Origin of the sequence: Saccharothrix obliqua, assembly GCF_019375475.1 — a bacterium.
Classification (GTDB): domain Bacteria; phylum Actinomycetota; class Actinomycetes; order Mycobacteriales; family Pseudonocardiaceae; genus Actinosynnema; species Actinosynnema obliqua.
This window is the reverse complement of sequence record NZ_JAHXGQ010000005.1, coordinates 539,206-562,034: the sequence shown is the minus strand read 5'-3', so window position 1 is coordinate 562,034 and position 22,829 is coordinate 539,206. Positions and strand designations below refer to the sequence as shown.

Sequence of the window (22,829 nt, the reverse complement as noted above, 5' to 3'; positions counted from 1 at the left end):
CCGTCAGGGCCGGAAGCGGTCGGTGGCGGCGAGCAGGGCCCGGAGGATGCCCGGCTCGTCGTAGGCGTGACCCGCGTCGGGCACCACGACCAGCTCCGAATCGGGCCACGCGCGGTGCAGCTCCCACGCCGTCATCGCGGGTGTCGCCACGTCGTAGCGGCCCTGCACGATGACACCGGGGATGCCCGCGAGCTTGCCCGCGTCCCGCAGCAACTGGCCCTCCTCCAGCCAGCCGCGGTGGACGAAGTAGTGGTTCTCGATGCGGGCGAACGCGAGCGCGTACCGGGGTTCGGCGAACGCCGCCACCAGCTCGGGCCGCTCCAGCAGCGTCACCGTGGAGCCCTCCCACACGCTCCACGCGACGGCCGCCGGCTCGTGCACCGCCGGGTCGGGGTCGGCGAGCAGCCGGGCGTACGTGCCGATCACGTCGCCGTCCGGGGCGAGCGCCGCCACCCGCTCCCACAGCTCGGGGAACAACGTGCCCGCGCCGCCGCCGTAGAACCAGTCGAGTTCCCGCTGCCGCACCGTGAAGACACCGCGCAGCACCAGTTCGGCGACCCGGTCGGGGTGCGACTCGGCGTAGGCGAGGGCGAGCGTGCTGCCCCACGACCCGCCGAACACCTGCCAACGGTCGACGCCCAGGTGCTCGCGCAGCCGTTCCATGTCGGCCACCAGGTGCCAGGTGGTGTTGACGGACATGTCCACGCCGGGGTCGCTCGCGTGCGGCGTCGACCGCCCGCAACCACGCTGGTCGAACAGCACGATCCGGTACGCGGCCGGGTCGAACAGCCGCCGGTGGGCGCGTGAGCTGCCGCCGCCGGGACCGCCGTGCAGGAACACGACCGGCTTCCCGTACGGGTTGCCGCACACCTCCCAGTAGACGCGGTTGCCGTCGCCGACGTCGAGCAGGCCCTGGTCGTATGGCTCGATCTCGGGGTACATGAGCCCCACTCTGCCGGACGCGGGCGGGGCGAAGATCACCCCGGCGGGGCCGTCGGACCGGGCCGACCGCCCCAACCGGGGATCAGCCGATCAGTGGAACGTGTGCTCGGGCCCCGGGAACTGGTGGGCCTTCACCTCGGCCGCGTACTCGCGGGCCGCGCCGAGCATCACGTCCGCCACGTTCGCGTACCGCTTCACGAACCGGGGCGACTTGCCGCGCCGCAGGCCCATCATGTCCTGCCAGACCAGCACCTGGGCGTCGGTGTCGGGTCCCGCGCCGATGCCGACGGTCGGGATCTCCAGGTCGTGCGTGACCTGCTTGGCCACCTCGGCGGTCACCATCTCCAGCACGACCGCGAACGCGCCCGCCTCCTGCACGGCCCGCCCGTCGGCCACCACCTGGTCGAACGCGTCGTTGCGGCCCTGCACGCGGTACCCGCCGAGCTGGTGCTCGCTCTGCGGCGTGAAGCCGATGTGCGCCATCACCGGGATGCCGGCGCGGACGATGGCCTCGATGTGCGGCGCGAAGTGCCGGCCGCCCTCCAGCTTCACGGCGTGCGCGCGGCCCTCCTTCATGAACCGCACGGCCGTCGCCACGGCCTGCTCCACGGACACCTGGTAGGAGCCGAACGGCAGGTCCGCCACGACCAGCGCGCGCTTCACCGACCGCGTCACGGACCGCACCAGCGGCAGCAGCTCGTCCACGGTGACCGGCAGCGACGTGTCGTAGCCGAAGACGTTGTTCGACGCCGAGTCGCCGACCAGGAGCACTGGGATGCCCGCCTCGTCGAACAGCTCCGCGCTGTACATGTCGTAGGTGGTGAGCATGGGCCACGGCTCGCCGCGTTCCTTCAGCTCACGCAGGTGGTGGATGCGCACCTTCTTGGTGGGCGTGGCGGGTGCACTGGCCCCGCCGCCGTAAGGCGCGGCTACCTCGGCAGAGGTCATCGTCGACCGTCCTCCCTCGAAGCCCGCCCCATCGCGGGTCTCCGGGCGTCGTTGCACGGTTACCAGCCCAGAGTGACACCCTCCGGACCGGATGTGCGCGGTCTGCGAGTCACCTCACACGGCCCTGCTCAGGAGCACCGCTTGCCCGGCTGGGGCAGCTCCAGGTCGATCAGGTACGCGTCGCCGACCGGGTCGACGCACGCGTTGCCCTGGAGGTACGCGGTGTGCTGGTTGCCCTCGAACGTGAGCAGCCCGCCGCCCAGCGCCTGCGCCAGGTTCACGCCCGCCTGGTAGGGGGTGGCGGGGTCGCCGGTGGTGGAGATGACCAGGACCGGCGGCAGGCCGGACACCGGCTTCTTCTCCGGCGCGGTCGGCGGCACCGGCCAGAACGCGCACGAGTCGAGCGTGCCCACCGCCGGGTTGCCGTCGTCCAGGAACGGCGCGGCGGCCTTGTAGCGGCGTGCCAGGTCGTCCAGCACGGCGCGGTCGGTGATGCGTGGCTCGTCCACGCACTTGATGGCGGTGAACGCGTCCGTGGTCGTGGAGTACCGGCCGTCCGCGTCGCGGTCGAAGTACGCGTCGGCCAGTTGCAACAGCACGCTGCCCTGGTTGTTCTTCAGCTCCGCGAGACCCGCGTTGAGGGGGGTCCACAGCTCCTCGGCGTACATGGCCTGGATGGCGCCGGTGATCGCGTCGCTGTAGGAGAGCTTGCGCGAGCCGACGTCGACCGGCCGTTGCGCGAGCGGCAGCGTCAGGTCGCGGAACGCCTTGCTCGCGTTCGCCGGGTCGTTGCCGAGCGCGCACTCCTGGCGCTGCGCGCACCACCGCGCGAACTCCTCGAACGCCTTCTGGAACCCGCTGCCCTGCGCGATCAGCGACTCCACCTGGTTCTGCGTCGGGTCCACCGCGCCGTCCAGCACCAGCGCCCGCACGTTGCCGGGGAACGCCTGCGCGTAGTTCGCGCCGATGTGCGTGCCGTACGAGTAGCCCAGGTAGGTGAGCTTCGCGTCGCCCAGCGCGGACCGCAGCACGTCCAGGTCGCGCACCACGTCGCGGGTGCCGATGTTCGCCAGCAGGTCCGGGCCGCTGGTCGTGGCGCACTTCTCGGCGTACGCCTTGTTCTCCGCCTCGGTCTGCGCGATGCCCGCGGGCGACGTGTCGAGGTCGACGTCCAACCGCTCCTCGTCGCGCTCGGCGTCGCTCAGGCAGCGCACCTGCGGCTCGCTCGCGCCCACGCCGCGCGGGTCGAACCCGACCAGGTCGAAGCGCTCGCCCAACCCGGACCGCCCGACCTGCGTGCTCAACCCGGCCGCCGCCGACATGCCCGACGCTCCCGGACCACCCGGGTTGACGAACAGGGAGCCGATCCGGTCGCCGGTCGCCGCGCGGCGCAGCAGGCCGATCTTGATCGTGCGGCCGGTGGGCGCGGCGTAGTCGAGCGGCACCTCGACACGGGCGCACTGGATGCGCATGTCCTTCCTGGTCCGGAACTGCGCGCGGGTGGTGCCGGTGGTGGCGTAGTCGGCGCAGTCCTCCCAGCCGATCCGCTGCCCGTAGAACCGCTCCAGGCCCGCGGGCACGGCCCCGGCGGGCCCGCGCTGTTCGAGCGACGTGCGCGCGGTCGGTGTACCCCCGACAACGGACGTGCACGACGCCAACACGGGCAGGACGAGGAACAGCATTAGGGAACGACGCACGACATCGATCGTAGGTGTGACTCGTCGGCCACAACGGTCACCAAGGCCGGGCGAGCTGAGCGAGAATGCCCCCATGCCACAGCTCCGACTCGCCCTCGCCCAGGTCAACGCCTGTGTCGGCGACCTGGCCGGCAACTCCGAACTGGTCGTCGCCTGGTCCCGCAAAGCCGTCGAGGCGGGAGCGCACCTCGTCGTCTTCCCGGAGATGGCGCTCACCGGCTACCCGGTCGAGGACCTGGCGCTGCGCGAGTCGTTCGCGCGGGCGTCCCGGCAGGCTCTGACCGAGCTGGCCGTGCGGCTCGACGACGCGGGGTGCGGCGGGCTGCCGGTGTTCGTCGGCTACCTGGACCGCGACGAGCACGGCACGCGCAACGCGGCGGCCGTGCTGCACGGCGGCGAGGTCGTGGCCCGGCAGCACAAGCACCACTTGCCCAACTACGGCGTGTTCGACGAGCGGCGGTACTTCACGCCCGGCGACACGTTGGACGTCGTGCGGCTGCACGGCCTGGAGATCGGCATGGTGATCTGCGAGGACCTGTGGCAGGACGGCGGTCCCGTCGCGGCGCTCGGCGCGGCGGGCGTGGACCTCGTGGTGTCGCCGAACGCGTCGCCGTACGAGCGGAAGAAGGACGACGCCCGGCTGCCGCTGGTGGCGCGGCGCGCGGCGGAGGCGAACGCGCCGCTGGCGTACGTGAACATGGTCGGCGGGCAGGACGAGCTGGTGTTCGACGGCGACACGATGGTCGTCGCCCGGGACGGCGCGCTGGTGACCCGCGCGCCGCAGTTCGTGGAGCACCTGGTCGTGCTGGACCTCGACCTGCCCGGCGGCGCGGCGCGCACCGAGGGCGAGGTCAACGGTTTCGAGGTGCGCCGCCGGACCCTCTCCGCCACGCCCGTGCCCGCCTACGAGCCGCTGCCCGTGCCGCAGCCCGCGGAACCGCTGTCCGACGAGGCGGAGGTGTGGCACGCGCTGGTCACCGGGCTGCGCGACTACGTGCACAAGAACGGGTTCCGGTCCGTGGTGCTCGGGTTGTCCGGCGGTATCGACTCGGCGGTCGTGGCGGCGTTGGCCGTGGACGCGTTGGGCGGGGACTCGGTGTACGGCGTGTCCATGCCGTCGGTGTACTCGTCGGACCACTCGAAGTCGGACGCGTACGACCTGGCCCAGCGGACCGGGCTGCACTACTCGGAGCAGCCGATCGCGGACATGGTGCGGGTGTTCGTCGACCAGCTCGGGCTGACCGGTCTGGCCGAGGAGAACGTGCAGGCCAGGTGCCGGGGCGTCACGCTGATGGGGCTGTCCAACCAGCACGGCCACCTGGTGCTGGCGACCGGCAACAAGACCGAGCTGGCGGTGGGGTACTCGACCATCTACGGCGACGCGGTGGGCGGGTTCGCGCCGATCAAGGACGTGTTGAAGACCCTGGTGTGGGACCTGGCGCGGTGGCGCAACGCGCAGGCGGAGAAGCTGGGCGAACTGCCGCCGATCCCGGAGAACTCCATCACCAAGCCGCCGTCGGCCGAGCTGCGGCCGGGGCAGCTGGACGCGGACTCGCTGCCCGACTACGAGCTGCTGGACGCCGTCCTGGACGACTACGTGGAGGGCGACAAGGGCTACCACGACCTGATCGCCACGGGGTTCACCCACGAGCTGGTCGACAAGGTGCTGCGGATGGTCGACCGCGCCGAGTACAAGCGGCGCCAGTACCCGCCGGGCACCAAGATCTCCTTCAAGGCGTTCGGCCGGGACCGCCGCCTGCCCATCACCAACGGCTGGCGCGAGGGCTGACCCGCGCGACACGGCCTCCCGGTGCCGCCGGGAGGCCGTGTCGCGTGCTCAGGCCGGTGCGGCGTGCCCGGTGCCCGCGTCGCGCTTCGCCGCCGCGGGCACGGCGCGTCCGCCCGACACGGCCGCCGCGATGGCCACCACGCCGAGCACCAGCAGCGTGATGCCGAACAGCCAGGCCAGCGCCACCATGCTCGACAGCGGGGCCACCAGCACCACGATGCCGGCGATCACCGTCACGATGCCGGAGAACACGGCCCACCCGCTCTCGCCGAAGCCGTGCAGCACCTCCGCCACGCCGCCGACCACCCAGATCGCGCCCAGCAGCAGCGCCAGAACGGCGATCGTCTGGAACGGCGAGCGCAGGCACAGGATGCCCGCGATCAGCGCGAGCACGCCGGTCACCGCGAACAACACCCGCTGCCCGGTGTCCGCCCCGGTCCGGGTGAACGAGCTGACCAGCCAGAACACCCCGGTGACCAGTAGCTGGACGCCGAACAGGACGGCCGCGGTGAGGATCGTGATACCGGGCCACAGCAGCACCAGCAACCCGATCAGCACCGTGATCACGCCGAACGTGATGCGCAGCGCTTTCGACCGGCCGAGCAGCGCGAGCGGCTGCGCCGGACCGGTCGCACCGCCCGCATCGGTTTCGAAGTGCGCCATGGCGACCAGGGTGCGCCCGGCACCCGGACCGCGCAGCGCTACCCCTCGACCGGGTGACCGCAGCCCCACCTCCGTTCCCACCGGGGTGACCGGCGGCGGGCCCGGCCCGGTGCGCCGAGGCCGAGGCACCGCGGGTCGCCGAGCGGCGGGTCGTCGGGCGGGTGAGCGGGGGTGGGGTGGTCAGCGGGAGGTTCCATGACTCACCGAGTGACGAGCACCGGCGTTTCGTACATTTTCGGTTCGGTCTTCACCCGAACGTGTCAGCGCTGGGGTGGTGACTGGACCGGCAGCGGCCCCGACTGCGGCTGCTGCGGCACGGGGAAGCCCCGGGCCGGGGTGTTCTGGTTGGCGTTGGCGTAGTCACCCGGGATGGGGTCGAGCACCGACACCAGCACCACGCGGTTCTCCGGGTCGTCGATGCGGGTCCCGTTGCGGTCCCGGTAGACGAGGTCGCCGTCCGCGTCGATCTCCACGATGGCCCCGACCTCGGCCAGCTGCTCCTCGTCCAGGTCGACCAGGCGTTCCCGCCGGGACGGGACCACGCGGTACACGGGCCAGCCCAGGTGCGCGAACGACCGGTGGAACTCGGACAGCAGGTGCGTCATCTGCTGCTGCCACGGCAACGGCATGGCTTCGACCAGCGACCTGGGCAACACGGCGTACCCGGCGTCGACGCCGGGTGGCTGCGTGTTCAGGTAGTCCCGGACCGGTGTGCTGGACGCGGGCGGACCGGCGTGGCGCTGGATGGGGTCGGGGGTGAACATCGGTGGTGCCTCCCTGCACGCGATCACACGCCCGGCCGAACGGCCAGTGGCATCAACTCGTGGTAGTCCCAGTTGACCTTGCTGATCTTCACCACGTCCCCGGTCTGCGGGGCGTGGATGTACTCGTCGCCGCCCAGGTACATCGCCACGTGGTGCACGGTGACCGGGTTGGCGGGGTTGGTCGCCCAGAACAGCAGATCACCCGGCTTGGCCTCGCGCACGGGGAGGTGCGCGCCGCCGGAGGTGTACTGGTCGTTCGCGACCCGGGGGATCTTCACGCCCGCCGCCGCGAACGCCTTGACCAGGATGCCGGAGCAGTCCCACTGGTCGGGCCCGTTGCCGCCCCACAGGTACGGCTCGCCGAGCTGCTGCTTGGTGAACTCGATGGCGGTCGCGGCGGCCGAGGAGGCGAGCAGGAAGTCGCCGACGCCCGCGCCGCAGCCGGCCGGGTCGACCACGTTGCCCAGGTCGCCGATGAGGAACGCCGCCATGGCCTCCCAGTTGTGGTACCGGTCGGGGAACGCCGAGCGCTCCACGGCCTGCGCCGAGTCACCGGGGCGGCGGGTCTGCCAGTCGGGGACGTTCTCCAGCACGTCGAAGAACTTGTTGATCGCGTAGATCGGGTCGGTGACCTGGGCGGGCGAGCCCCAGCCCATCGAGGGGCGCATCTGGAAGATGCCCAGCGAGTCGCGGTCGCCGTAGTTGAGGCTGCGCAGGCCGGACTCCGTCATGCCCGCCTGGATGGCGATCTGCCACGCCAGCGGCGGGAGCTTGCGCTCCTGGCCGATGGAGATGATCTTGGCGACGGTGCCGCGCTGCTCGTCGTCGAGCCGGCTGGCGTCGTAGCGGCCCTTCTCCTCGCCGCCCGCCTCCCAGGGGCCGATGGACGCGTTGCAGCCCACGGCGCGGATACCGCCGGCCTCGTCGCTCGGCGTGGTCCCGTTGACCACGGTCGAGACGCCGTTGGTCACGGTGACGGTGACCACGGCGACGACCGCCACGACCACCAGCGCGATCTTCAGCATCTCAGCCCACCCTGCTGTACTTGTGCACGCGCCAGCCCTCGGGCAGCCTGGCCACGGTCAGCACGAGCTTGCCGGTTTCCAAGTCGGCTTCGAAATCGACCGAATCGGTGGTGGACCGAACGGCCTTCACCTTGCTCTTGATCTCGCTCGGGACGTTCGCCGGGTCGACCGACTTGAGGGTCGGCAGCAGCTCGTCGGACGTCCACCGCTGGAGACCTTCGAGCCACTTGGCGTTCGTGGTGCCCGCCGGGTGGTCGAGCCACGCGTCCACCCAGCCCTCCGCGGCCAGCTGGGCGTCGGGGCTGACCGGCGCGGACGGCGCGGCCGCGGTGGGGCTCGGCGCCTTGGTCGGCAGCGGCGACGTGGTGCCCGCCGAGGGCAGCACGCCGACCTGGTTGCCACCGGGCGCGCCCGACGGCGAGGTGGTGAGCACGCCGCCCGCGGTGTTGCCGCCGCTGCGCGGGCCGACGGCGTTCTCGACGACGATGCTGGTCGTGGCGACCAGCGCGATGACTCCGACGATGGTGGCGATGAGGTGGCGGGGCGAGCGCAGCGGCCACCCCCACAGCCTGCGGTAGACCGCGGCGCGCCCCCGGTTGGTCCTGATCGGCATCAGCTGTCCCTGACTTCCAGCCCGCGCGAGGGTCGGTAGATCACGTGGACCTGCCGCCCGGCGACCACTTCGGTTTCAGCTCGGCGCGGTCCCGGCACGGCCGGGCCCTCCGAGACGCGGGAGAACCCGTTCGTGACGCGTGAGGGCACCAGGACCGCGTCGTCCAGCCGGTCCCAGTTGCGGTCGGCGACGGGCGGCGTGTCCACCACCCGCGACCGCCCGGACGGCAACGCCGCCGGTCCACCGTGACCGCCCGCGGGCAGCGCGGCGTGCCCGACCCCGGCGACCGCGCCGGAGCCCAGTTGCCCCGCCGCACCACCCGTGCGGTCGAGCCGGTGCGCCGTGGCGACCACGGGGTTGGCCGCCTCGGGCCGCACCCGTCCCCGCCCGCGCTGCGGCACTTCGGGGCCGTCGGGATCCGTGTCGCGCACGGTGTCCCAGAACTCTTCCTGCGGCGTCGGGCCGGCGTCCTTCTTGCGGCGGAAGCGGGACAGCAGGCCGCCCCGCATGGGCAGCGCGTTCCCGGCGGGTCCCACGGACACCTCGACCATCTGCCACATGCGCCGCATGGGTTTGCCCACCATGAAGCACACGAGGGTCAACATGAGGCCGAGCAGCGTGCGGGTGAGCAGCGACAGCCCGGTGGCGTTGAAGATCGCCTGGAGCAGCAGCGCGTGGGTGCCGGCCAGCACCGCGAGCACGAGCACGTTGAACACCGTGACGGCGGCGGCGCGACCGACCTTGCGCAGCAGGTCGTGCTGGATCAGGGCGACCAGGCCGATCAGCGGCCCGGCGAGGGTGAGCAGTCGCAGCAGCAGCTGGGCGAGCAGCACGGCCGCCTTGGCGAACAACTGGAACAGCGAGAACGCGACCGCTTGGAGCAACGACAGGAAACCCGCGCCGGTACGGCCGCCGTCGGCGCCGGTGAAGTAACCCTTCGCCGGTCCGAGCTGCTGGGAGATGAGCTTGTACTCGTCCTTCTTGGCTTGCAGGGCGGTGGCGTCGCCGTCCTTCTGCTGGTCCAGCTCGACCACGGTCCACGCCTGGGAGTTGAGCAGCCGGGGACCGAACTCCTTGGCCTGGGTGGCGTCCGGCGTGCCGAACTCGCCACGCAGCCAGCTCTGGTAGACGACGGAGTCGTGCAGCTGGGAGGGCAGGACGTGCAGCGTGCCCTGTTCCTCGGGGTTCTCGATGAACCCGGCTTGGATCTCCGCGGTCTTGGTGACGAGTGTTTCGTCGAGGAGCTTGTAGAACTGCGGCAGTGCCAGTGCCGAGGTGGCGAGCCACATCGCGGCGAGCGCCCACAGCCCGCGTTTGCTGATGGCCGCGAGGTCGCCGCGCCAGATCTGCCGGAACATCAGCACCGCGAGGATGAGCGCGACCAGGCCGAACCACCGCAGGTAGACGTTGTCGTAAACCCGCTGCACGCCGTCCTTGACCGCGTCGTCGAGCGGCTTGAGCAGGCCGTTGCCCATCACCGTGTAGTGCAGCGCGTTGGTGATGCCGACGATGTTCTTCGAGACGTTGAACAGCTCGTTGCCCATCCAGGTGTCGAGCACCGCGGTGGTGTCCGGCAGCCTGAGGCAGGTCTCCTGGTACGCGTGCCACACCAGGCCCGCGTACCCGTAGGTCAGGTACGGGGTGTCCTTCATGCCCTGGCCGTTGGGCGGGTCGAGCGCGCCGACCATGCCGGAGCCCGGCCGCTCCGGGTTGGGCGCCTCGCCGCACTCCGCCGCGTTCGCCGCGGGTGCGCCGATCACGACCTGGAGGCTGACGATCGCCGCGACGGCGGCCGTGGACACCCAACGCGTCCCACGTGACCGGACGCGGGCAGGCCGGGTGTCACGGCCCGCGGCGGCGGTGGGTTTGAACCGCCGCCGCGCGAGGAGCGCGGCGGCGATCGTCGCCACCAGCAGGAGGGTGCTCATGCCGCACCTTCCCGGCCCGGACGGCGGTTTCCTCCCTCACCGTGCGTCGAGTCGACCAGCTCCGGGTCGACGAGGCCCACCTCCAGGTCGGCCGCCAGCTCGTCGTCGAACTCGTCGGGTTCGTCGGCGTACGCGAACGGGTCCTGGGGCGGGGACGAGAGTTCGACTTCCGGCTGCTCGTGGCCGTCGCGCAGGGCGTCCGGCGTGGTGTCCAGGGAGTTGCGGAGGTGTTCCAGGTGGGGGCCGGAGAAGTCGATGCGGATGCGTTCGACGCCGCCCGCGCCGTCGCCGAAGATGAACTGCCGCGGCGCGCGGTCGCGCTCGGTGTTGTTGCGGACGCCGCCGGGGCGGCGGCCGAGGGACGCGACCACCTGCTCGTAACCGGCGCCGATCGGGACCTTGAGCAGGCGCAGGGCGTCGGCCTGGGCCTGGTCGTCGTCCAGCCGGCCGACGAACACCGAGTCGAGCAGGGTGACGAAGCCCTGGATCTTCAGGAAGTCCGCGGGGATCTGGGACGACAGCAGGACGCGCACGTTCCACTTGCGGGAGTCGCGGGCGAAGCGGTTCATCAGGACGCGGCCGGTGGGCACTTCCGACAGGAAGAACGCCTCGTCGATCCACACGCCCTTGCGGAGGTCCTTGGGGCGCTCGTAGATGGACCGCTGGGTGAGCCACGCGGCGAGGTTGAGCATCTCGACGCCGAGGGCTTCGGCGTCGGTCCAGTGCTCACGCCCCACGCCGTCCTTCGGCAGGTTGAGGCCCGCCATGGTGAGCACGGTGAGCCGGTCGTCGCGCTGCTCGTTGTACGGGTCGGCGTCGACCTCGGGGATGAGCAACGACATGCGCTCCCGCATCTCGTCCAGGAAGTCGGCGACGACCACGGCGTGCTCGTGGTGCTCGGAGGCGTCACGCCGCAACGCCTCGAACACCTGGCCGGGGTGCGCGTCGGGCCGACCGCCGACCGTGCGCACGGCCCGCAGCAGCACGATCCGCGTGTGCGGCAGCCGGGCCACCTCGAACGGCAGCAGGCCGGACAGCACGTCGAGCACGAGGCGGCGACGCGTGGCGGCGGCGAGCGCGCGTTCCCGCCGCCAGGTGCGCTCCGGGTCCTCCTCGTCCAGGAAGTGGTCGAGCTGCGGCTCGGCGACCACCCGGTACGGGTTGAGGATGCCGGGCTGCGCGTTGAGCAGGTTGATCGGCCGCGCGTACGGCCGCAGCTCGGGCAGCTCGCACAACGCGGCGAGCGGACCGGACGGGTCGAGCAACGTCCAGTGCGCGCCCGCGCGCAGCGTCTTGTAGACGATGCCGCCGCCGAGGAACGACTTGCCCGCGCCGAGACCCGCCACCATGGCGGTGAGGCCGGACGCGTCACGCAGCTCCTGCGCCATCCACGGGTCCCACGCCACGGGGCGGCGGGTGGCGGTGACGGTCTCGCCGAGCAGGATGCCGCGCCGGTCGCCGACCTCGGCGGTGGCGGTGGGCACGGCGGACGCCGCCCACAGCACCGACCCGCGCCGCAGGTAGGCCGACGACGACAGGGGCTCGCCCGGGATGAACTCGCGGGCGATGGCGTACTGGGCCTCGGGGTGCTCGATGGCGACCTTCGGCTTGTACAGGTCGAGCAACGCCTGCGCGAGCCGCAACGCCTCCCGCTCGGTGGGCCCGGACACGGCCAGCCGCCACCACGACCGGACGCGCGTGCCGAGGGCGGTGAAGCCCGAGGTCATCTCGTCGTCGATCTCCAGCACGCGGGACGCCTGGCGGGCCAGCGACTGGGGTGGTTCCAGCTCGTGCTCGTCGGTGTAGTGCCGCACCTGCGAGCGCACCTTGTTCATCTGCCGCGTGAGTTCGCCGGACACCTCTTCGGGCCGCCGCACGTAGATGCGCGCCGACCACTCGACGGCGGCGGGCAGGCGGTCGGACCGCTGCACCCACGGGTCGTCGACCTCGGGGATCTGGAGACCGTGCATGAGGCCCACGGTGAGCACGGCGACGTGCCGCTTGATGCCCGCGTTGGACCCCGTCCGCCCGCGCACGGTGACGGTCGGCGCGTACGGCTCCTGGTGGAAGTCCGCGGCGTCGGTGAACGACGCGAGGTCTTCGGGTTCCCACGGCGCGCCCGGCACGGCGGGCAGGTTGCGCGGCGCGGGCAGCCCCAGCGAGCACGACCGGTGCATCAGCCAGGACATCTCCTCGGCGGTCACCGGGCGGCCTTCGAGGCCGGCCGAGCCGATCACCTGGTCGAGGTGGTCGACCTCGGACTCGATGGCGACGAGTTCGGCGTCCACGGCGTCGGGGAAGACCTTGCGCAGCACGGGCGCGGCGCGTTCCACGGCGCGGTCCATCATGTTGCGGGTCTGCACCTGGACGCCGAGGTAGACCTCCTTCTCCGCCATGGACCGGCCCATGAGCTGCTGCTGCTCGCCGACCATGTAGTCGTCGAACGACAGCGTGCCGGGCGTGTCCGGCAGCCGGCGCACGGCGTTGTGGACGTGCGCCTCCGCCCACATGCGGATCGGGTACGGCCGCGTGGTGACCCGCAGGTGCATCCAGCGGCCCTGGAGTTCGGCGTACTGGCCCGCGATGGCGGCGATCAGGTCCTGCCGCTGCGAGTCCGAGCGGAACGACCAGCGCTGCGGCGCGAGCTTGTACCAGGCGTAGACCTCCTGGCCGGTGCGCAGCAGGTGGCCGTCGATGCTGCGGGCCGCGATCGACGGGGTGTAGCTCGGCACGGCCTGCTCTCCGGGCAGGCGTCGGCCGCGCTTGGAGTAGACCTTCCGGTCGTCCCGCGCCGCGGCCGCGTGCTGGGCCACGTGCTGCGCGGCGGAACGTCGGTTGCGGTCACGCCGGCGTCCGAACACCGCGAACCTCCTTCTTACGGCGGTCTGGCTGCCCGCGGTGCGGGGATCGGGCCGCGCGGGCCGCGCGTTTCACGGCCTTGGCGGAGGTGCTCCTGCGAGGTCGGTCGCGGTTGACCCGGATGCGGGCGGCGCTGGCCGCCCCGCCCGCGCCCGCCGTGCGCTCGCGCGGCGAGTTCAGCTCGCGCACCCACATCGTCAGCACGGACGACAGCGGGCGCTCGTGGCTGATCCGGGCGCAGATGAACCGGGTGAGCGCGACCGTGATCACGAAACCCCAGCCGGTGTTGATGAAGTCGAAGCCGAAGCCGACCTGGCGCTGCACGGCGGTGACCAGGATGAACACCACGATGCCGACGCCCCAGGCCACGTAGCGCGCGCGCCACGGGAAGGTCGCCTTGGGCGGTCCGAGCCAGACGGCGTCGACCCGGTAGACCTCGTCGTCAGTGCGTACCCGCAAGGGTCACCCGCCGGTGAACAGGCCGGCGATCCACTGGCCGATGTTCGCCCCGGCGTTCGTGGTCACCGCCAGTCCGATGATGGCCAGCGCGATGATGACGCCGCCCAGGCGGCGCATGACCCCGGCGTTGTCGCCCTTGCCCCCGCCGAGCCACAGCAGCAGGACCGCGACGGTGAGCAGCAGCAGGGGGACGAGGTTGTCGAGGATCCACTGGCGTATCCCGCCTGTGCCCAGGCCGGGCCCTGTCTGCTGAGCGAGTGTTACCAGGGTGTGGGCGGTCATCTCGTACTCCTGAGTACGCAGGACTTCGCCGGGCGGGCCGAGGGGTGCCCGTCCGGTTCGTGCGCTATCGAGTAGAACACGTCTTCGTCACGAGGTGTGTCGGTTGGTTTGCGGTGGGTAGATCAATAACCGTTCCCCCGGGAGTCGATTACGTCTAATCTGGCCACAGCCATCATGGTTCGAGGGGGGCCAAGGGAGAACCGGCGGCACTCGATTCTCCCGATTGCTGAGATAGTTCACCCGACTGCGGACACGCTGGTCACGCACGGTGTGCGCGTCTCTGGTGCCCCCTGTTCGCCCGACTTCGCCAATAACCCGTCCGGCCGAGCGGAAACACCCGTTCGGACCGCACGTCGGAGTGACGACGCCGAGGAGGCTCACAGATGTCCCAGCCGCCCGAAGCCGCACCCGACCCGGCCGCCGACGTGAAAGAGATCACCGTCGCCGTGACCGTCCCGGGTGACGATCAGGCTACCGGCACGGAGGCGCACCCGGGGCGGCGGGTGCAGCGGACGGTCAACTTCGACCGGGACGTGCTGGAGCGGGCCCGCGCCGCGGCGACCTACCTGGCGGCGTACGAGCCCGCGGCGGGCGTGCGCAGCCTCGCGGACATCGTGAACCCGGCCGTCGAGGCGTACGTGGCGGACCTGGAGCGGCGGTTCAACGGGGGCGAGGCGTTCCGGCCCGTGCACCGGATGCCGCCGGGCCGACCGGCCCGGCGCTGAACGACGCGCGGCGGGGCCCTTCCACCCCCCAGTGCGGTGGAAGGGCCCCGCGCGTCCTCAGCTGGTCCCGGAGATGCGCCAGAAACCCCACGTGGGCAGGGTGTCCGGGCCAACGGGGCCCTTGGTCCAGAAGTAGTCGTCGACGTTGGCCAGCCACGAGGTGCCGATCGGGCCCATGGTCGCCCACACCACCGACGACGGCTGCGTGTCGATGGACGCCTGTGCCCACGCGTCACGGACCTTCATCGGGCGGTTCCACCACAGGAACGGCGTGCGCAGCAGGTAGTTGCCGTACCGGCTGCCGTGCACCGCGCTGTGCACGGCCCCCGTGTCGAAGCCGTTGATCTGGTGCAGGCCGCGGAACGCCCGGCCCCACCGCTGCGCCCAGGACTGGCCGCCCGCCGAGGACCGGAGGATCGAGCAGGTGTAGAGGCTCATCCACTCGACGTCGCGGTTGCCCCACCGGGCGTCGTTGTTGGACAGGAACGTGTCGGTGTTGTTGCTGCACCCGGCGAACGAGAAGCCGTTGGGCGAGCCGTTGCCCTGCCAGTAGGTCATGTCGACGTCGTCGGTGTACAGGTGGTCCCAGCCGTTGGGCAGCGACGGGTCCTTGAAGTCCCGCTCCCACGCGTTGCGGTCGAGCCAGCTGAACTGGACCGGGATGCCGCGGCTGGAGAACTGGTTGTTGAAGCCGTTGACGTTGTAGCTCGTCCACGGCAGGCCGGCGCACCGGCCGGTGCCCTCGCTGCCCACGTCGATCCGGTTGGTCCACAGCGGCGAGACGGCGTTCTCGACGCGGGGCGGCTGGCTCGGACCGGGTTCGGGCAGGGTCGCGTCGACGGCGGCGGGCACGGTGACGGCCTGGACCTCCGCGCCGTCCGGTGCGGCGCCCGCGCACCGGATGCCGGGCTCCAGCCTGCCGACCTTCTCCGACAGGGCGGGCGCGTCGTACACGTACGACACGCCGGTGAGACGGGTGCTCGCGGTGAGCATCTTGGCGCAGCGCTCACGGGCCGAGGTCAGGTCGAGCACCGGCACGGTGCCGACCTTGACCACGTCGCGGGTGCTGTAGGTCAGGCCGGACACCGCGCCCTGGCCGTCGAACGCGATGCGCAGCTTCGCGCCCGCGCCCTCCAACGGCACGCCGTCGAGGGTGAAGGCGTACGACACGGCGGTGTCCAGCGGGGCGGACACCACGGTGTTGTTGTTCGCGTCGACGACCTCGAAGGTGGTGTTCCGCGCGGCGGCCACGGCGTTCGCGGGCAGCAACCCCGCGCCGCGCAGGGCTTCCTGGGTGCGTTTCACGGCGGCGTCGGCCGGGATGGCGCGCAGCTGCTTCAGGGCGTCGACGTCGATCCGGGACTGCGTGGTCGCGATCCCGTCCTCGTCCGCCTTGCCCGCACCGCCGTCGAGGCCGGGGACTCTCAGGTAGGTGGCCTCGTCGGCGAACGTCACCGCCCCGTCCTGGTCGCGTTGCACGGTCTTCAGGCCGAACGCCCGCTGTAACGCGGTGGCCTGGTCCTGACTGAGACCGGTGGCGCGCACGGCGTACACCGGCAGCTCGGCGGTCGCCGCCCGCGCCGTCACCGCACTGGTGACGGCGGACGCGCCGACCAGCCCGGTCAGGGCGAGCCAGGTGGCGGCCCGCTTGGTGGTTGACATCGGGTTCCTCCTCCTCGTGCCGCGGGGCAGGGCCCGCGGTTCGGCAGGAGGACGGGGTGGCGCGGTGCTTGATACCGAGGACCACTCGAACGGCCGCACTCGTGTAACGCGCGGCTCGCGCACAAGAGGTGGTAGGCGGACGAGTGCGTCCCGAGCCGGCTTCGGCGTGCCGAAGCCGGTGGCGCGGATGAGCCGGCCGTAAGCCGGATTCTGTCCCCGGGCGCCTCGCGGCGGTCCCGGTGGGCGGCCATCCATCTCGGCCCGCCGTCACCGACGGGCTCTTGCGGCCTACCCGCAGGCATCGGGCGGGCCGCCCTCGATCGCCTGCGCAGGCGCCGTGGCGCCCTCTTGGCCTTGCTCCGGGTGGGGTTTACCTAGCCGCCCCCGTCACCGGGGGCGCTGGTGGTCTCTTACACCACCGTTTCACCCTTACCCCGGCTCGCGCCGGGGCGGTCTGTTCTCTGTGGCACTGTCCCGAGGGTCGCCCCTGGTTGCCGTTGACAACCACCCTGCCCTGTGGAGTCCGGACTTTCCTCGGCGACGGACATTTCCGTCCGCCGACGCGACCGCCCTGCCGACTCATCCGCACGCCCAGCATAGCGGGCCGCGTCCCAGGCTCTGGAACCAGCCACCCGAAACCTTGTCGTGATGTGGGAGGAACTGCTCTACTCGAAACATGGCTGGAATTGGGGGACTTACCCGTCGCAGGCATGTGGACTACGGCCGGACGGCCGCCGCGATCTGTTGTCGATGACGCCTTTTACCTCGTAGTCCGAGCCTTTTCGGGAAGGTGTCAGCGAGCCATGTCCGCCATTCTGGTTATTTCCGGCAGCCCCTCTCCCGTGTCACGCACCGGGATTGTCGTGGCGCACGTCGACGAACTGCTCCGTGCCGCCGGGCACGACGTGCGCGTGCTGCACGTGCGGCAGCTTCCGACGTTGTCGCTGCTCACCGAGGACATGCACGACCCGGAGATCGCGGACGCGGTGAGCGCCGTGCTGCGGGCCGACGGGATCGTCGTCGCGAGCCCGGTCTACCGGGCGGCCTACAGCGGACTGGTGAAGGCGTTGCTGGACCTGCTGCCGAAGAAGGCGTTGCGCGGTCGGGCGATCCTGCCGCTGGCCACCGGCGGCAACCAGGGATTCCTGGTCGCCATGGACTACGCGTTGAACCCGCTGCTCGCCGGGAAGGGCGCGGACCAGGTGCTGCGTGGTGAATTCGTGCTCGACCCGGACATCGTCGGCGACGTGATCGCGCCCGAGCCCGCGGACGCGATCCGCATCGCCGTGGAGCGCTTCGGGCTCGCCGTGGAGGAGGCCCGGTTCCGCCGCCGGCGACCCCACCTGCGCCCCGCCGTCTGATCAGTCCAGGTGCGAGGTGTCGTTCACCAGTCGCACCGAGGCGTGGCCGTCGGGGTAGAACTCGACCCGGGACAGCGACGCCAGGTCCAGGTGGAGCCGGTAGAGCAGCGACGGCCCGGTGTCCAGGCCGATCCGCAGCAGCGACTTGATCGGCGTCACGTGGCTCACCAGCACGACGAGGCCACCGGCGTGCCGGGCCAGCACCTCGTCCAGCGCCGCCCGCACCCGCCGGTGCACCTGGTCGAAGCTCTCACCGCCGGGTGGTGGCGTGGCCGGGTCGCCCAGCCACCGCCGGTGCAGCTCCGGGTCGCGCTCGGCGGCCTCGCCGAACGTCAGCCCCTCCCACGCACCGAAGTCGGCCTCGACCAGCCCGTCGTGCACGACCGGTGCTACGCCCAGCGCGCGGCCGACCGCCGCCGCCGTGTCCCGCGCCCGGTCCAGCGGCGACGTGACGACCACCGCGCCGTCCGCGACCTTCGCCAGCCGTGCCGCGGCGGCCTCCGCCTGCCGCCTGCCGAGGTCGGTCAGCGGCGGGTTGCCGCGACCGGAGTACCGGCGGGCCACCGACAACGCGGTCTGCCCGTGCCGCAGCAGGAGCAGCCGGGTCGGCTCGCCGACCGCGCCGTGCCACGACGGTGCGGCCGGCGGGGTCGGTGACGAGGTGACCGCGCCGCCGTCCATCGCGAGGTTCGCCAACCGGTCGGCGTCCTTGTTGCGCTCGCGCGGCACCCACGTGTAGGTCACCCGCTCGAACCCGTCCGCGACCTCGCGGGCCTCCGCCGCGAGCGGGCGCATCGACGGGTGCTTCACCTGCCAGCGGCCGGACATCTGCTCCACGACGAGCTTGGAGTCCATCCGCACGTCCACCGCCGAGGCGCCGAGTTCGGCCGCCGCGCGCAGCCCGGCGATCAGGCCCCGGTACTCGGCGACGTTGTTCGTGGCGAACCCGATGGCCTCGGCGCGCTCGGCGAGCACCTCCCCGGTCGCCGCGTCACGCACCACCGCGCCGTACCCGGCGGGCCCCGGGTTGCCCCGCGACCCCCCGTCCGCCTCGACGACGACGTTCACAGCCCGGACTCGCCCGTGCGCACCATGATCGCGCCGCACTCCTCGCACCGCACGACCTCGTCCGCGGCGGCCTCCTTGACCTGCGCGAGCGCCGAGCGGTCGAGTTCGATGCGGCACGCGCCGCAGCGGCGGGACTGGAGCAGCGCCGCGCCGATGCCCTTGTGGGCGCGCACCCGCTCGTAGAGGGCGAGCAGCGGTTCGGGGAACTGCTTGGCGACGAGGGTCCGCTCGGCGGTGCGCTTCGTCTCGGTGGACTCCAGGTCGGCCAGCGCCGAGTCGCGGCGGCGTGCGGCGTCGGACAGCGACTCCTGCGCCTTGTCCAGCTCGACCCGCGCGTGCTGCGCGTCGGCTTCGACGGCCTCGCGGCGCTCCATCAGCTCCAGCAGGTCGTCCTCCAGCGCGGCCTGGCGGCGTTGCAGCGTGGCGAGTTCGTGCTCCAGGTCGGTGAGCTGCTTCGCGCCGACCGAGCCGGACCGCATCAGCTCGCGGTCGCGGTCGCCGCGGGCCCGGACCTGGTCGATCTCGGTCTCCTGGCGCTTGACGTCGCGGTCGAGGTCACCGAGCGCGGTCTCGACCGTGGTGAGCGCGTCCTGCTTGGCCCGCACCAGCTTCTCGGCCTCGGCGATCTCCGCGATCTCCGGCAGCGTCCGCCGGCGGTGGGTGACGCGGGACAGCTCGGCGTCCACCTGCGCCAGGTCGAGCAGCCTGCGCTGCACGGCGGGATCGGCTTTCACGTTAGCGGCCTCCAGTTCGGGTCGTCGCGCCGACGGTCCACGGGTCGGTCCGGCGGGTCGAGACGAGGGTGTCGACCGTACCCCCGAGCGCGTCGCGCACGATGCCCGCCGCCTGCCCGCACCAGGGGTGCTCGCTGGCCCAGTGGGCCACGTCGACCAGCGCGGGACCGCCCGCGGCGAGGTGCTCGGACGCCGGGTGGTGCCGCAGGTCGGCCGTCACGTAGGCGTCGACGCCGGCCCGCGTGGCGGCGGCCAGTTGGCTGTCACCCGCGCCACCGCACACCGCGACCCGCCGCACCGGCCGGTCCGGGTCGCCCGCCGCGCGCACGCCCCACGCGGTCGCGGGCAGGGCGTCGGCGACGCGTCGCGCGAACACGTGCAGCGGCTCGGCGGCGGGCAGCTCACCGACGCGGCCGATCCCGGTCGCGCCGGGCAGCTCGGGGATCTCGTGCAGGGCGAAGCCGACTTCCTCGTACGGGTGGGCGGCCCGCAACGCGGCCATGACGTCGGCCCGGCGCGCGCGTTCCAGCACGACCTCCAGGCGCGTCTCGGGCAGGCGCTCCAGCCGGCCGAGGGTCCCGACGGCCGGGTTCGCGCCGTCGACCGGGCGGAACTGGCCGGTGCCGTCCACGTACCAGGCCGCGTCGCGATAGTCGCCGACGGCGCCCGCGCCCGCGGCGTGCAGGGCGGCCAGCACGCGTTGGGCCTCGGCGACCGGCGCGTACGTGGTGAGCACGTCCAACGCCCGCGCGGGCGCGGCGCTCAACGGGCCGGTGACGGTGAGCCCGAGCGCTTCGGCGAGCGCGTCGGACACGCCGGGCGACGCGACGTCGGCGTTGGTGTGCGCCGTGTACAGGGCGACGCCGCCACGGACCAGCCGGTGCACCAACGCGCCCTTGGGGTGGTCGGCGGGCACGCCGTGCACGCCCCGCAGCATCAGCGGGTGGTGCGCCACGACCAGTTGCGCCCCGACCTCGAACGCCTCGTCCACGACCACCGGGTCCGGGTCGACGCAGAACAACACCCGCGTCACCGGCTCGTCCCGGTCGCCGCACACCAGCCCGACCGCGTCCCACGACTCGGCCCCGGCCGGCGGGTAGGCGGTCTCCAGCACGGACAGCACGTCACCGACCGACGTCACCGGTCCTCCACGCTCTCGTCGATCTCCTCGCGCACCACGCGCAACGCGTCCACCAGCACCGCGAACTCCTCCGGCGGTCGCACCGCCACCCGCAGGTGGTCCCGGGTCAGGCCGGGGAACGTGTCACCGCGCCGCACCGCGACGCCCTTGTCCCGCAACGCCAACCGCACCCGCTCGCCGTCCGGCACGCGCAGCAACGCGAACGGCGCGGCGGGCGGGACCACCACCAGGTCGCCCAGCGCGCGCACCGCCCACGCGGCGTGGTCGCGGGCCGCGCGGGCCGCCGCCGCGGCTTCCGCGACGGCCGCGGGCTCGCAGCACGCGGCCACCGCCTCCAGCACCAGGCTGCTCACCGGCCACTGCGGCCGGGGCAGCGCGAGCCGCGCCAGCAGGTCCGGCGCGCCCAGCGCGTACCCGGCACGCAGCCCGGCGAGACCCCACGTCTTGGTCAGCGACCGGAACACCAGCAGCCCCGGCAGGTCCGCGCCGGCCAGCGACTCCACCTCGCCGGGCACGGCGTCGGCGAACGCCTCGTCCACCACCAGGACCCGGCCGGGCCGGGCCAGCGCGGCCACCACGTCCGCCGGGTGCAGCACGGACGTCGGGTTCGTGGGGTTGCCCACGACGACCATGTCCGCTTCCTCGGGCACCAGCTCGGGCCGCAGCCGGTAGCCGTCCTCGGGCGAGAGCAGCACCCGGTGGACGGGCACGCCCGCGTCGAGCAACGCCACCTCGGGCTCGGTGAACGACGGGTGCACGACGGCGGCCAGCGCCGGCCGCAGCGCGGGCAGCAACGCGAAGCCCTCGGCCGCGCCCGCCAGCGTCAGCACCTCGTCCGGCGCGCGACCGTGCCGCGCCGCCGCGGCCCGCCGCGCCCGCAGGTCCTCGGCCGCGGCCGGGTAGCTCCCGAGCCGGTCCAGCACGGCCGCCAGCCGGGTGCGCAGCCACGCGGGCGGCGCGGGCGCCCGGACGTTGACGGCGAAATCGGCGAGCCCGGGAGCCGCGTCGACGTCCCCGTGGTGCCGCAGCAGCGCCCGTCCGGAATCCTGGCTGGTCATCGCCGGGAGTCTAGGCGATCACGGCGGTCACCCGAGCCGGGACGCCGCCCAGTCCAGGTGCGCCGCGGGCAGCCGCCGCAACACGTCGAGCGCGGCGGAGTCCGCCACCTCGGGCAACGCCCGCGTGGTCTGCGCGGCGAGGCTGCGGCAGTAGGCCAGGGTCTCCGGCACGAGGTCGCCCGCGCGCAGCTCGGCGAGCAGGCGGGCCAGCTCCTCGTCGGCCAGCGACCGGCCGCGCTCGGCCAGCAGCTCGCGCTGCGCGCCGGTCAACGCACGCAGCAGCGGGAACGTGTAGACGCCCTGGCGGATGTCGTTGCCGACCGGCTTGCCGACCTGCTCGGCCGTCGACGCCAGGTCCAGCAGGTCGTCGAGGATCTGGAACAGCAGGCCGAAGTGCTCGCCGTACTCGGCGAGCCGCACCGCGACCTCGCCGCCGTCCGGCACGCCCGCGCAGTGCGCGGCCAGCACGCAGCCGACCCGGAACAACGCGCCGGTCTTCAACGCGACCGACCGCAACGCGCCGTCCGGCGAGCGGTGCGCGTCGTACAGGTCGAGCACCTCCAGCACCTGACCGTCGACCAGGTCCGCCACGGCCTCCGCGAGCCGGCCCGCCGCGAACGGCGAGACGGTGTCGAGCGCGGCCTGGCTGGCGCGGGCCAGCATGAAGTCACCGACCAGCACCGCCGGACCGGGACCCCACTCGGCGTTGACCGTGCGCACGCCACGCCGCTCGGCGGCGTCGTCCATCAGGTCGTCGTGCACCAGCGAACCCGCGTGCAGCAGCTCCACGCACGCCGCCGCCGTCACCGCCTGGTCCGGCACCCGCCCGCTCAACGCGAGCACGCCGCCCAGCAACACCACCGAGCGCAGCCGCTTGCCGCCCGCGGACGTGATGCGGCCGGCGAACTCGTTGACGACGGGCACCCGGGACGACGTGGCGAGCCGCCCGATCTCGGTCTCGACGGCGGTCAGGGCGTCGGCCAGCGCGGGCGTCGTGGGCATGGTGGTGAGCACGCCCCGATCGTCGTCCCGAACGCCTGAGAACGCGCTGAGACCGGTGCCGGAATGGATCAGACCACGGATGCGGCGACCGCGAGCAACACCACCGCGA

20 protein-coding genes and 1 other RNA gene are annotated in these 22,829 nt (G+C 72.6%); 3 read left to right on the top strand and 18 right to left on the bottom strand.

What is annotated here, in order from left to right; translation table 11 throughout:
• Positions 1-3: 3 nt before the first annotated feature.
• The 3 genes from pip to KZQ38_RS19455 all read right to left on the bottom strand — a co-directional run bounded on the left by pip (position 4) and on the right by KZQ38_RS19455 (position 3,572).
• Positions 4-942, bottom strand: a complete 939-nt coding sequence (gene pip / locus KZQ38_RS19465; protein ID WP_219443521.1) for a prolyl aminopeptidase — start codon at positions 940-942, stop codon at positions 4-6.
• Between the two features lie 90 nt (positions 943-1,032).
• Complete coding sequence (gene panB, locus KZQ38_RS19460; RefSeq protein WP_219443520.1) at positions 1,033-1,890, bottom strand: 3-methyl-2-oxobutanoate hydroxymethyltransferase; 858 nt, start codon at positions 1,888-1,890, stop codon at positions 1,033-1,035.
• A 128-nt stretch (positions 1,891-2,018) separates the two neighbouring features.
• The gene (locus KZQ38_RS19455; RefSeq protein ID WP_219443571.1) at positions 2,019-3,572 is read right to left on the bottom strand and encodes an alpha/beta hydrolase; all 1,554 of its coding nucleotides are present in this window, start codon (positions 3,570-3,572) and stop codon (positions 2,019-2,021) included.
• A gap of 88 nt (positions 3,573-3,660) precedes the next feature.
• Between KZQ38_RS19455 and KZQ38_RS19450 the strand changes: the two genes are divergently transcribed.
• On the top strand, positions 3,661-5,376 hold the full coding sequence (locus tag KZQ38_RS19450) for an NAD+ synthase (protein ID WP_219443519.1): 1,716 nt from the start codon (positions 3,661-3,663) through the stop codon (positions 5,374-5,376).
• Between the two features lie 48 nt (positions 5,377-5,424).
• On the opposite strand, the gene KZQ38_RS19445 is transcribed toward KZQ38_RS19450, so the two are convergent.
• The 8 genes from KZQ38_RS19445 to KZQ38_RS19410 all read right to left on the bottom strand — a co-directional run bounded on the left by KZQ38_RS19445 (position 5,425) and on the right by KZQ38_RS19410 (position 13,969).
• A complete protein-coding gene (locus tag KZQ38_RS19445) occupies positions 5,425-6,039 on the bottom strand; it encodes an HdeD family acid-resistance protein (protein WP_219443518.1) in 615 nt (204 codons plus the stop codon).
• 260 nt (positions 6,040-6,299) lie between these two features.
• Entirely contained in the window at positions 6,300-6,803 is a 504-nt protein-coding gene (locus KZQ38_RS19440) for a hypothetical protein (protein ID WP_219443517.1), read from the bottom strand.
• 23 nt (positions 6,804-6,826) lie between these two features.
• Positions 6,827-7,828 (bottom strand): C40 family peptidase, encoded by a 1,002-nt coding sequence (locus tag KZQ38_RS19435; protein ID WP_219443516.1) that lies wholly within the window; start codon positions 7,826-7,828, stop codon positions 6,827-6,829.
• 1 nt (position 7,829) lies between these two features.
• Positions 7,830-8,441, bottom strand: coding sequence for a hypothetical protein (locus KZQ38_RS19430; RefSeq protein ID WP_219443515.1), 612 nt, complete (start codon positions 8,439-8,441; stop codon positions 7,830-7,832).
• Positions 8,441-10,369 carry a hypothetical protein gene (locus KZQ38_RS19425; RefSeq protein ID WP_219443514.1) on the bottom strand — a complete coding sequence of 643 codons (1,929 nt, stop codon included), beginning with the start codon at positions 10,367-10,369 and terminating at the stop codon, positions 8,441-8,443. Before KZQ38_RS19425 ends, KZQ38_RS19430 begins: the two co-directional genes overlap by 1 nt.
• Positions 10,366-13,230, bottom strand: a complete 2,865-nt coding sequence (locus KZQ38_RS19420; RefSeq protein ID WP_219443513.1) for an ATP-binding protein — start codon at positions 13,228-13,230, stop codon at positions 10,366-10,368. Before KZQ38_RS19420 ends, KZQ38_RS19425 begins: the two co-directional genes overlap by 4 nt.
• Positions 13,211-13,687, bottom strand: a complete 477-nt coding sequence (locus KZQ38_RS19415; RefSeq protein WP_219443512.1) for a hypothetical protein — start codon at positions 13,685-13,687, stop codon at positions 13,211-13,213. The genes KZQ38_RS19420 and KZQ38_RS19415 overlap by 20 nt, the downstream gene beginning before the upstream one ends.
• A gap of 3 nt (positions 13,688-13,690) precedes the next feature.
• A complete protein-coding gene (locus KZQ38_RS19410) occupies positions 13,691-13,969 on the bottom strand; it encodes a hypothetical protein (RefSeq protein WP_219443511.1) in 279 nt (92 codons plus the stop codon).
• A 383-nt stretch (positions 13,970-14,352) separates the two neighbouring features.
• Here KZQ38_RS19410 and KZQ38_RS19405 point away from each other — a divergent pair, with 383 nt between their 5' ends.
• A complete protein-coding gene (locus tag KZQ38_RS19405) occupies positions 14,353-14,694 on the top strand; it encodes a ParB family protein (protein WP_219443510.1) in 342 nt (113 codons plus the stop codon).
• 57 nt (positions 14,695-14,751) lie between these two features.
• Here KZQ38_RS19405 and KZQ38_RS19400 read toward each other — a convergent pair whose 3' ends face one another.
• The gene (locus KZQ38_RS19400; protein WP_219443509.1) at positions 14,752-16,356 is read right to left on the bottom strand and encodes a DUF6345 domain-containing protein; all 1,605 of its coding nucleotides are present in this window, start codon (positions 16,354-16,356) and stop codon (positions 14,752-14,754) included.
• A 184-nt stretch (positions 16,357-16,540) separates the two neighbouring features.
• Positions 16,541-16,938: RNase P RNA component class A (gene rnpB / locus KZQ38_RS19395), an RNA gene on the bottom strand.
• A 221-nt stretch (positions 16,939-17,159) separates the two neighbouring features.
• Between rnpB and KZQ38_RS19390 the strand changes: the two genes are divergently transcribed.
• Complete coding sequence (locus KZQ38_RS19390) at positions 17,160-17,717, top strand: NAD(P)H-dependent oxidoreductase (protein WP_219443508.1); 558 nt, start codon at positions 17,160-17,162, stop codon at positions 17,715-17,717.
• Here the strand turns inward: KZQ38_RS19390 and KZQ38_RS19385 are convergent, their stop codons facing one another.
• The 5 genes from KZQ38_RS19385 to KZQ38_RS19365 are packed head-to-tail and all read right to left on the bottom strand — an operon-like array spanning position 17,718 to position 22,732.
• Positions 17,718-18,785, bottom strand: coding sequence for a bifunctional RNase H/acid phosphatase (locus KZQ38_RS19385; RefSeq protein WP_219443507.1), 1,068 nt, complete (start codon positions 18,783-18,785; stop codon positions 17,718-17,720).
• Positions 18,782-19,519 carry a zinc ribbon domain-containing protein gene (locus KZQ38_RS19380; protein WP_219443506.1) on the bottom strand — a complete coding sequence of 246 codons (738 nt, stop codon included), beginning with the start codon at positions 19,517-19,519 and terminating at the stop codon, positions 18,782-18,784. Before KZQ38_RS19380 ends, KZQ38_RS19385 begins: the two co-directional genes overlap by 4 nt.
• A 1-nt stretch (position 19,520) precedes the next feature.
• Positions 19,521-20,660 (bottom strand): Nif3-like dinuclear metal center hexameric protein, encoded by a 1,140-nt coding sequence (locus tag KZQ38_RS19375; protein ID WP_219443505.1) that lies wholly within the window; start codon positions 20,658-20,660, stop codon positions 19,521-19,523.
• On the bottom strand, positions 20,657-21,718 hold the full coding sequence (gene cobC, locus KZQ38_RS19370; RefSeq protein WP_219443504.1) for an Rv2231c family histidinol phosphate aminotransferase CobC: 1,062 nt from the start codon (positions 21,716-21,718) through the stop codon (positions 20,657-20,659). Before cobC ends, KZQ38_RS19375 begins: the two co-directional genes overlap by 4 nt.
• 27 nt (positions 21,719-21,745) lie before the next feature.
• On the bottom strand, positions 21,746-22,732 hold the full coding sequence (locus KZQ38_RS19365) for a polyprenyl synthetase family protein (protein ID WP_308258481.1): 987 nt from the start codon (positions 22,730-22,732) through the stop codon (positions 21,746-21,748).
• Positions 22,733-22,829 lie beyond the last annotated feature (97 nt).

Excerpts from the sequence above, each read along its gene's own strand:
- KZQ38_RS19400 (WP_219443509.1), bottom strand. The coding sequence starts at position 16,356 with ATGTCAACCACCAAGCGGGCCGCCACCTGGCTCGCCCTGACCGGGCTG.
- KZQ38_RS19430 (WP_219443515.1), bottom strand. The coding sequence starts at position 8,441 with ATGCCGATCAGGACCAACCGGGGGCGCGCCGCGGTCTACCGCAGGCTG.
- KZQ38_RS19455 (WP_219443571.1), bottom strand. The coding sequence starts at position 3,572 with ATGCTGTTCCTCGTCCTGCCCGTGTTGGCGTCGTGCACGTCCGTTGTC.
- KZQ38_RS19445 (WP_219443518.1), bottom strand. The coding sequence starts at position 6,039 with ATGGCGCACTTCGAAACCGATGCGGGCGGTGCGACCGGTCCGGCGCAG.
- KZQ38_RS19440 (WP_219443517.1), bottom strand. The coding sequence starts at position 6,803 with ATGTTCACCCCCGACCCCATCCAGCGCCACGCCGGTCCGCCCGCGTCC.
- KZQ38_RS19425 (WP_219443514.1), bottom strand. The coding sequence starts at position 10,369 with ATGAGCACCCTCCTGCTGGTGGCGACGATCGCCGCCGCGCTCCTCGCG.
- cobC (WP_219443504.1), bottom strand. The coding sequence starts at position 21,718 with ATGACCAGCCAGGATTCCGGACGGGCGCTGCTGCGGCACCACGGGGAC.
- pip (WP_219443521.1), bottom strand. The coding sequence starts at position 942 with ATGTACCCCGAGATCGAGCCATACGACCAGGGCCTGCTCGACGTCGGC.
- KZQ38_RS19450 (WP_219443519.1), top strand. The coding sequence starts at position 3,661 with ATGCCACAGCTCCGACTCGCCCTCGCCCAGGTCAACGCCTGTGTCGGC.
- KZQ38_RS19405 (WP_219443510.1), top strand. The coding sequence starts at position 14,353 with ATGTCCCAGCCGCCCGAAGCCGCACCCGACCCGGCCGCCGACGTGAAA.
- KZQ38_RS19435 (WP_219443516.1), bottom strand. The coding sequence starts at position 7,828 with ATGCTGAAGATCGCGCTGGTGGTCGTGGCGGTCGTCGCCGTGGTCACC.
- KZQ38_RS19410 (WP_219443511.1), bottom strand. The coding sequence starts at position 13,969 with ATGACCGCCCACACCCTGGTAACACTCGCTCAGCAGACAGGGCCCGGC.
- KZQ38_RS19390 (WP_219443508.1), top strand. The coding sequence starts at position 17,160 with ATGTCCGCCATTCTGGTTATTTCCGGCAGCCCCTCTCCCGTGTCACGC.
- panB (WP_219443520.1), bottom strand. The coding sequence starts at position 1,890 with ATGACCTCTGCCGAGGTAGCCGCGCCTTACGGCGGCGGGGCCAGTGCA.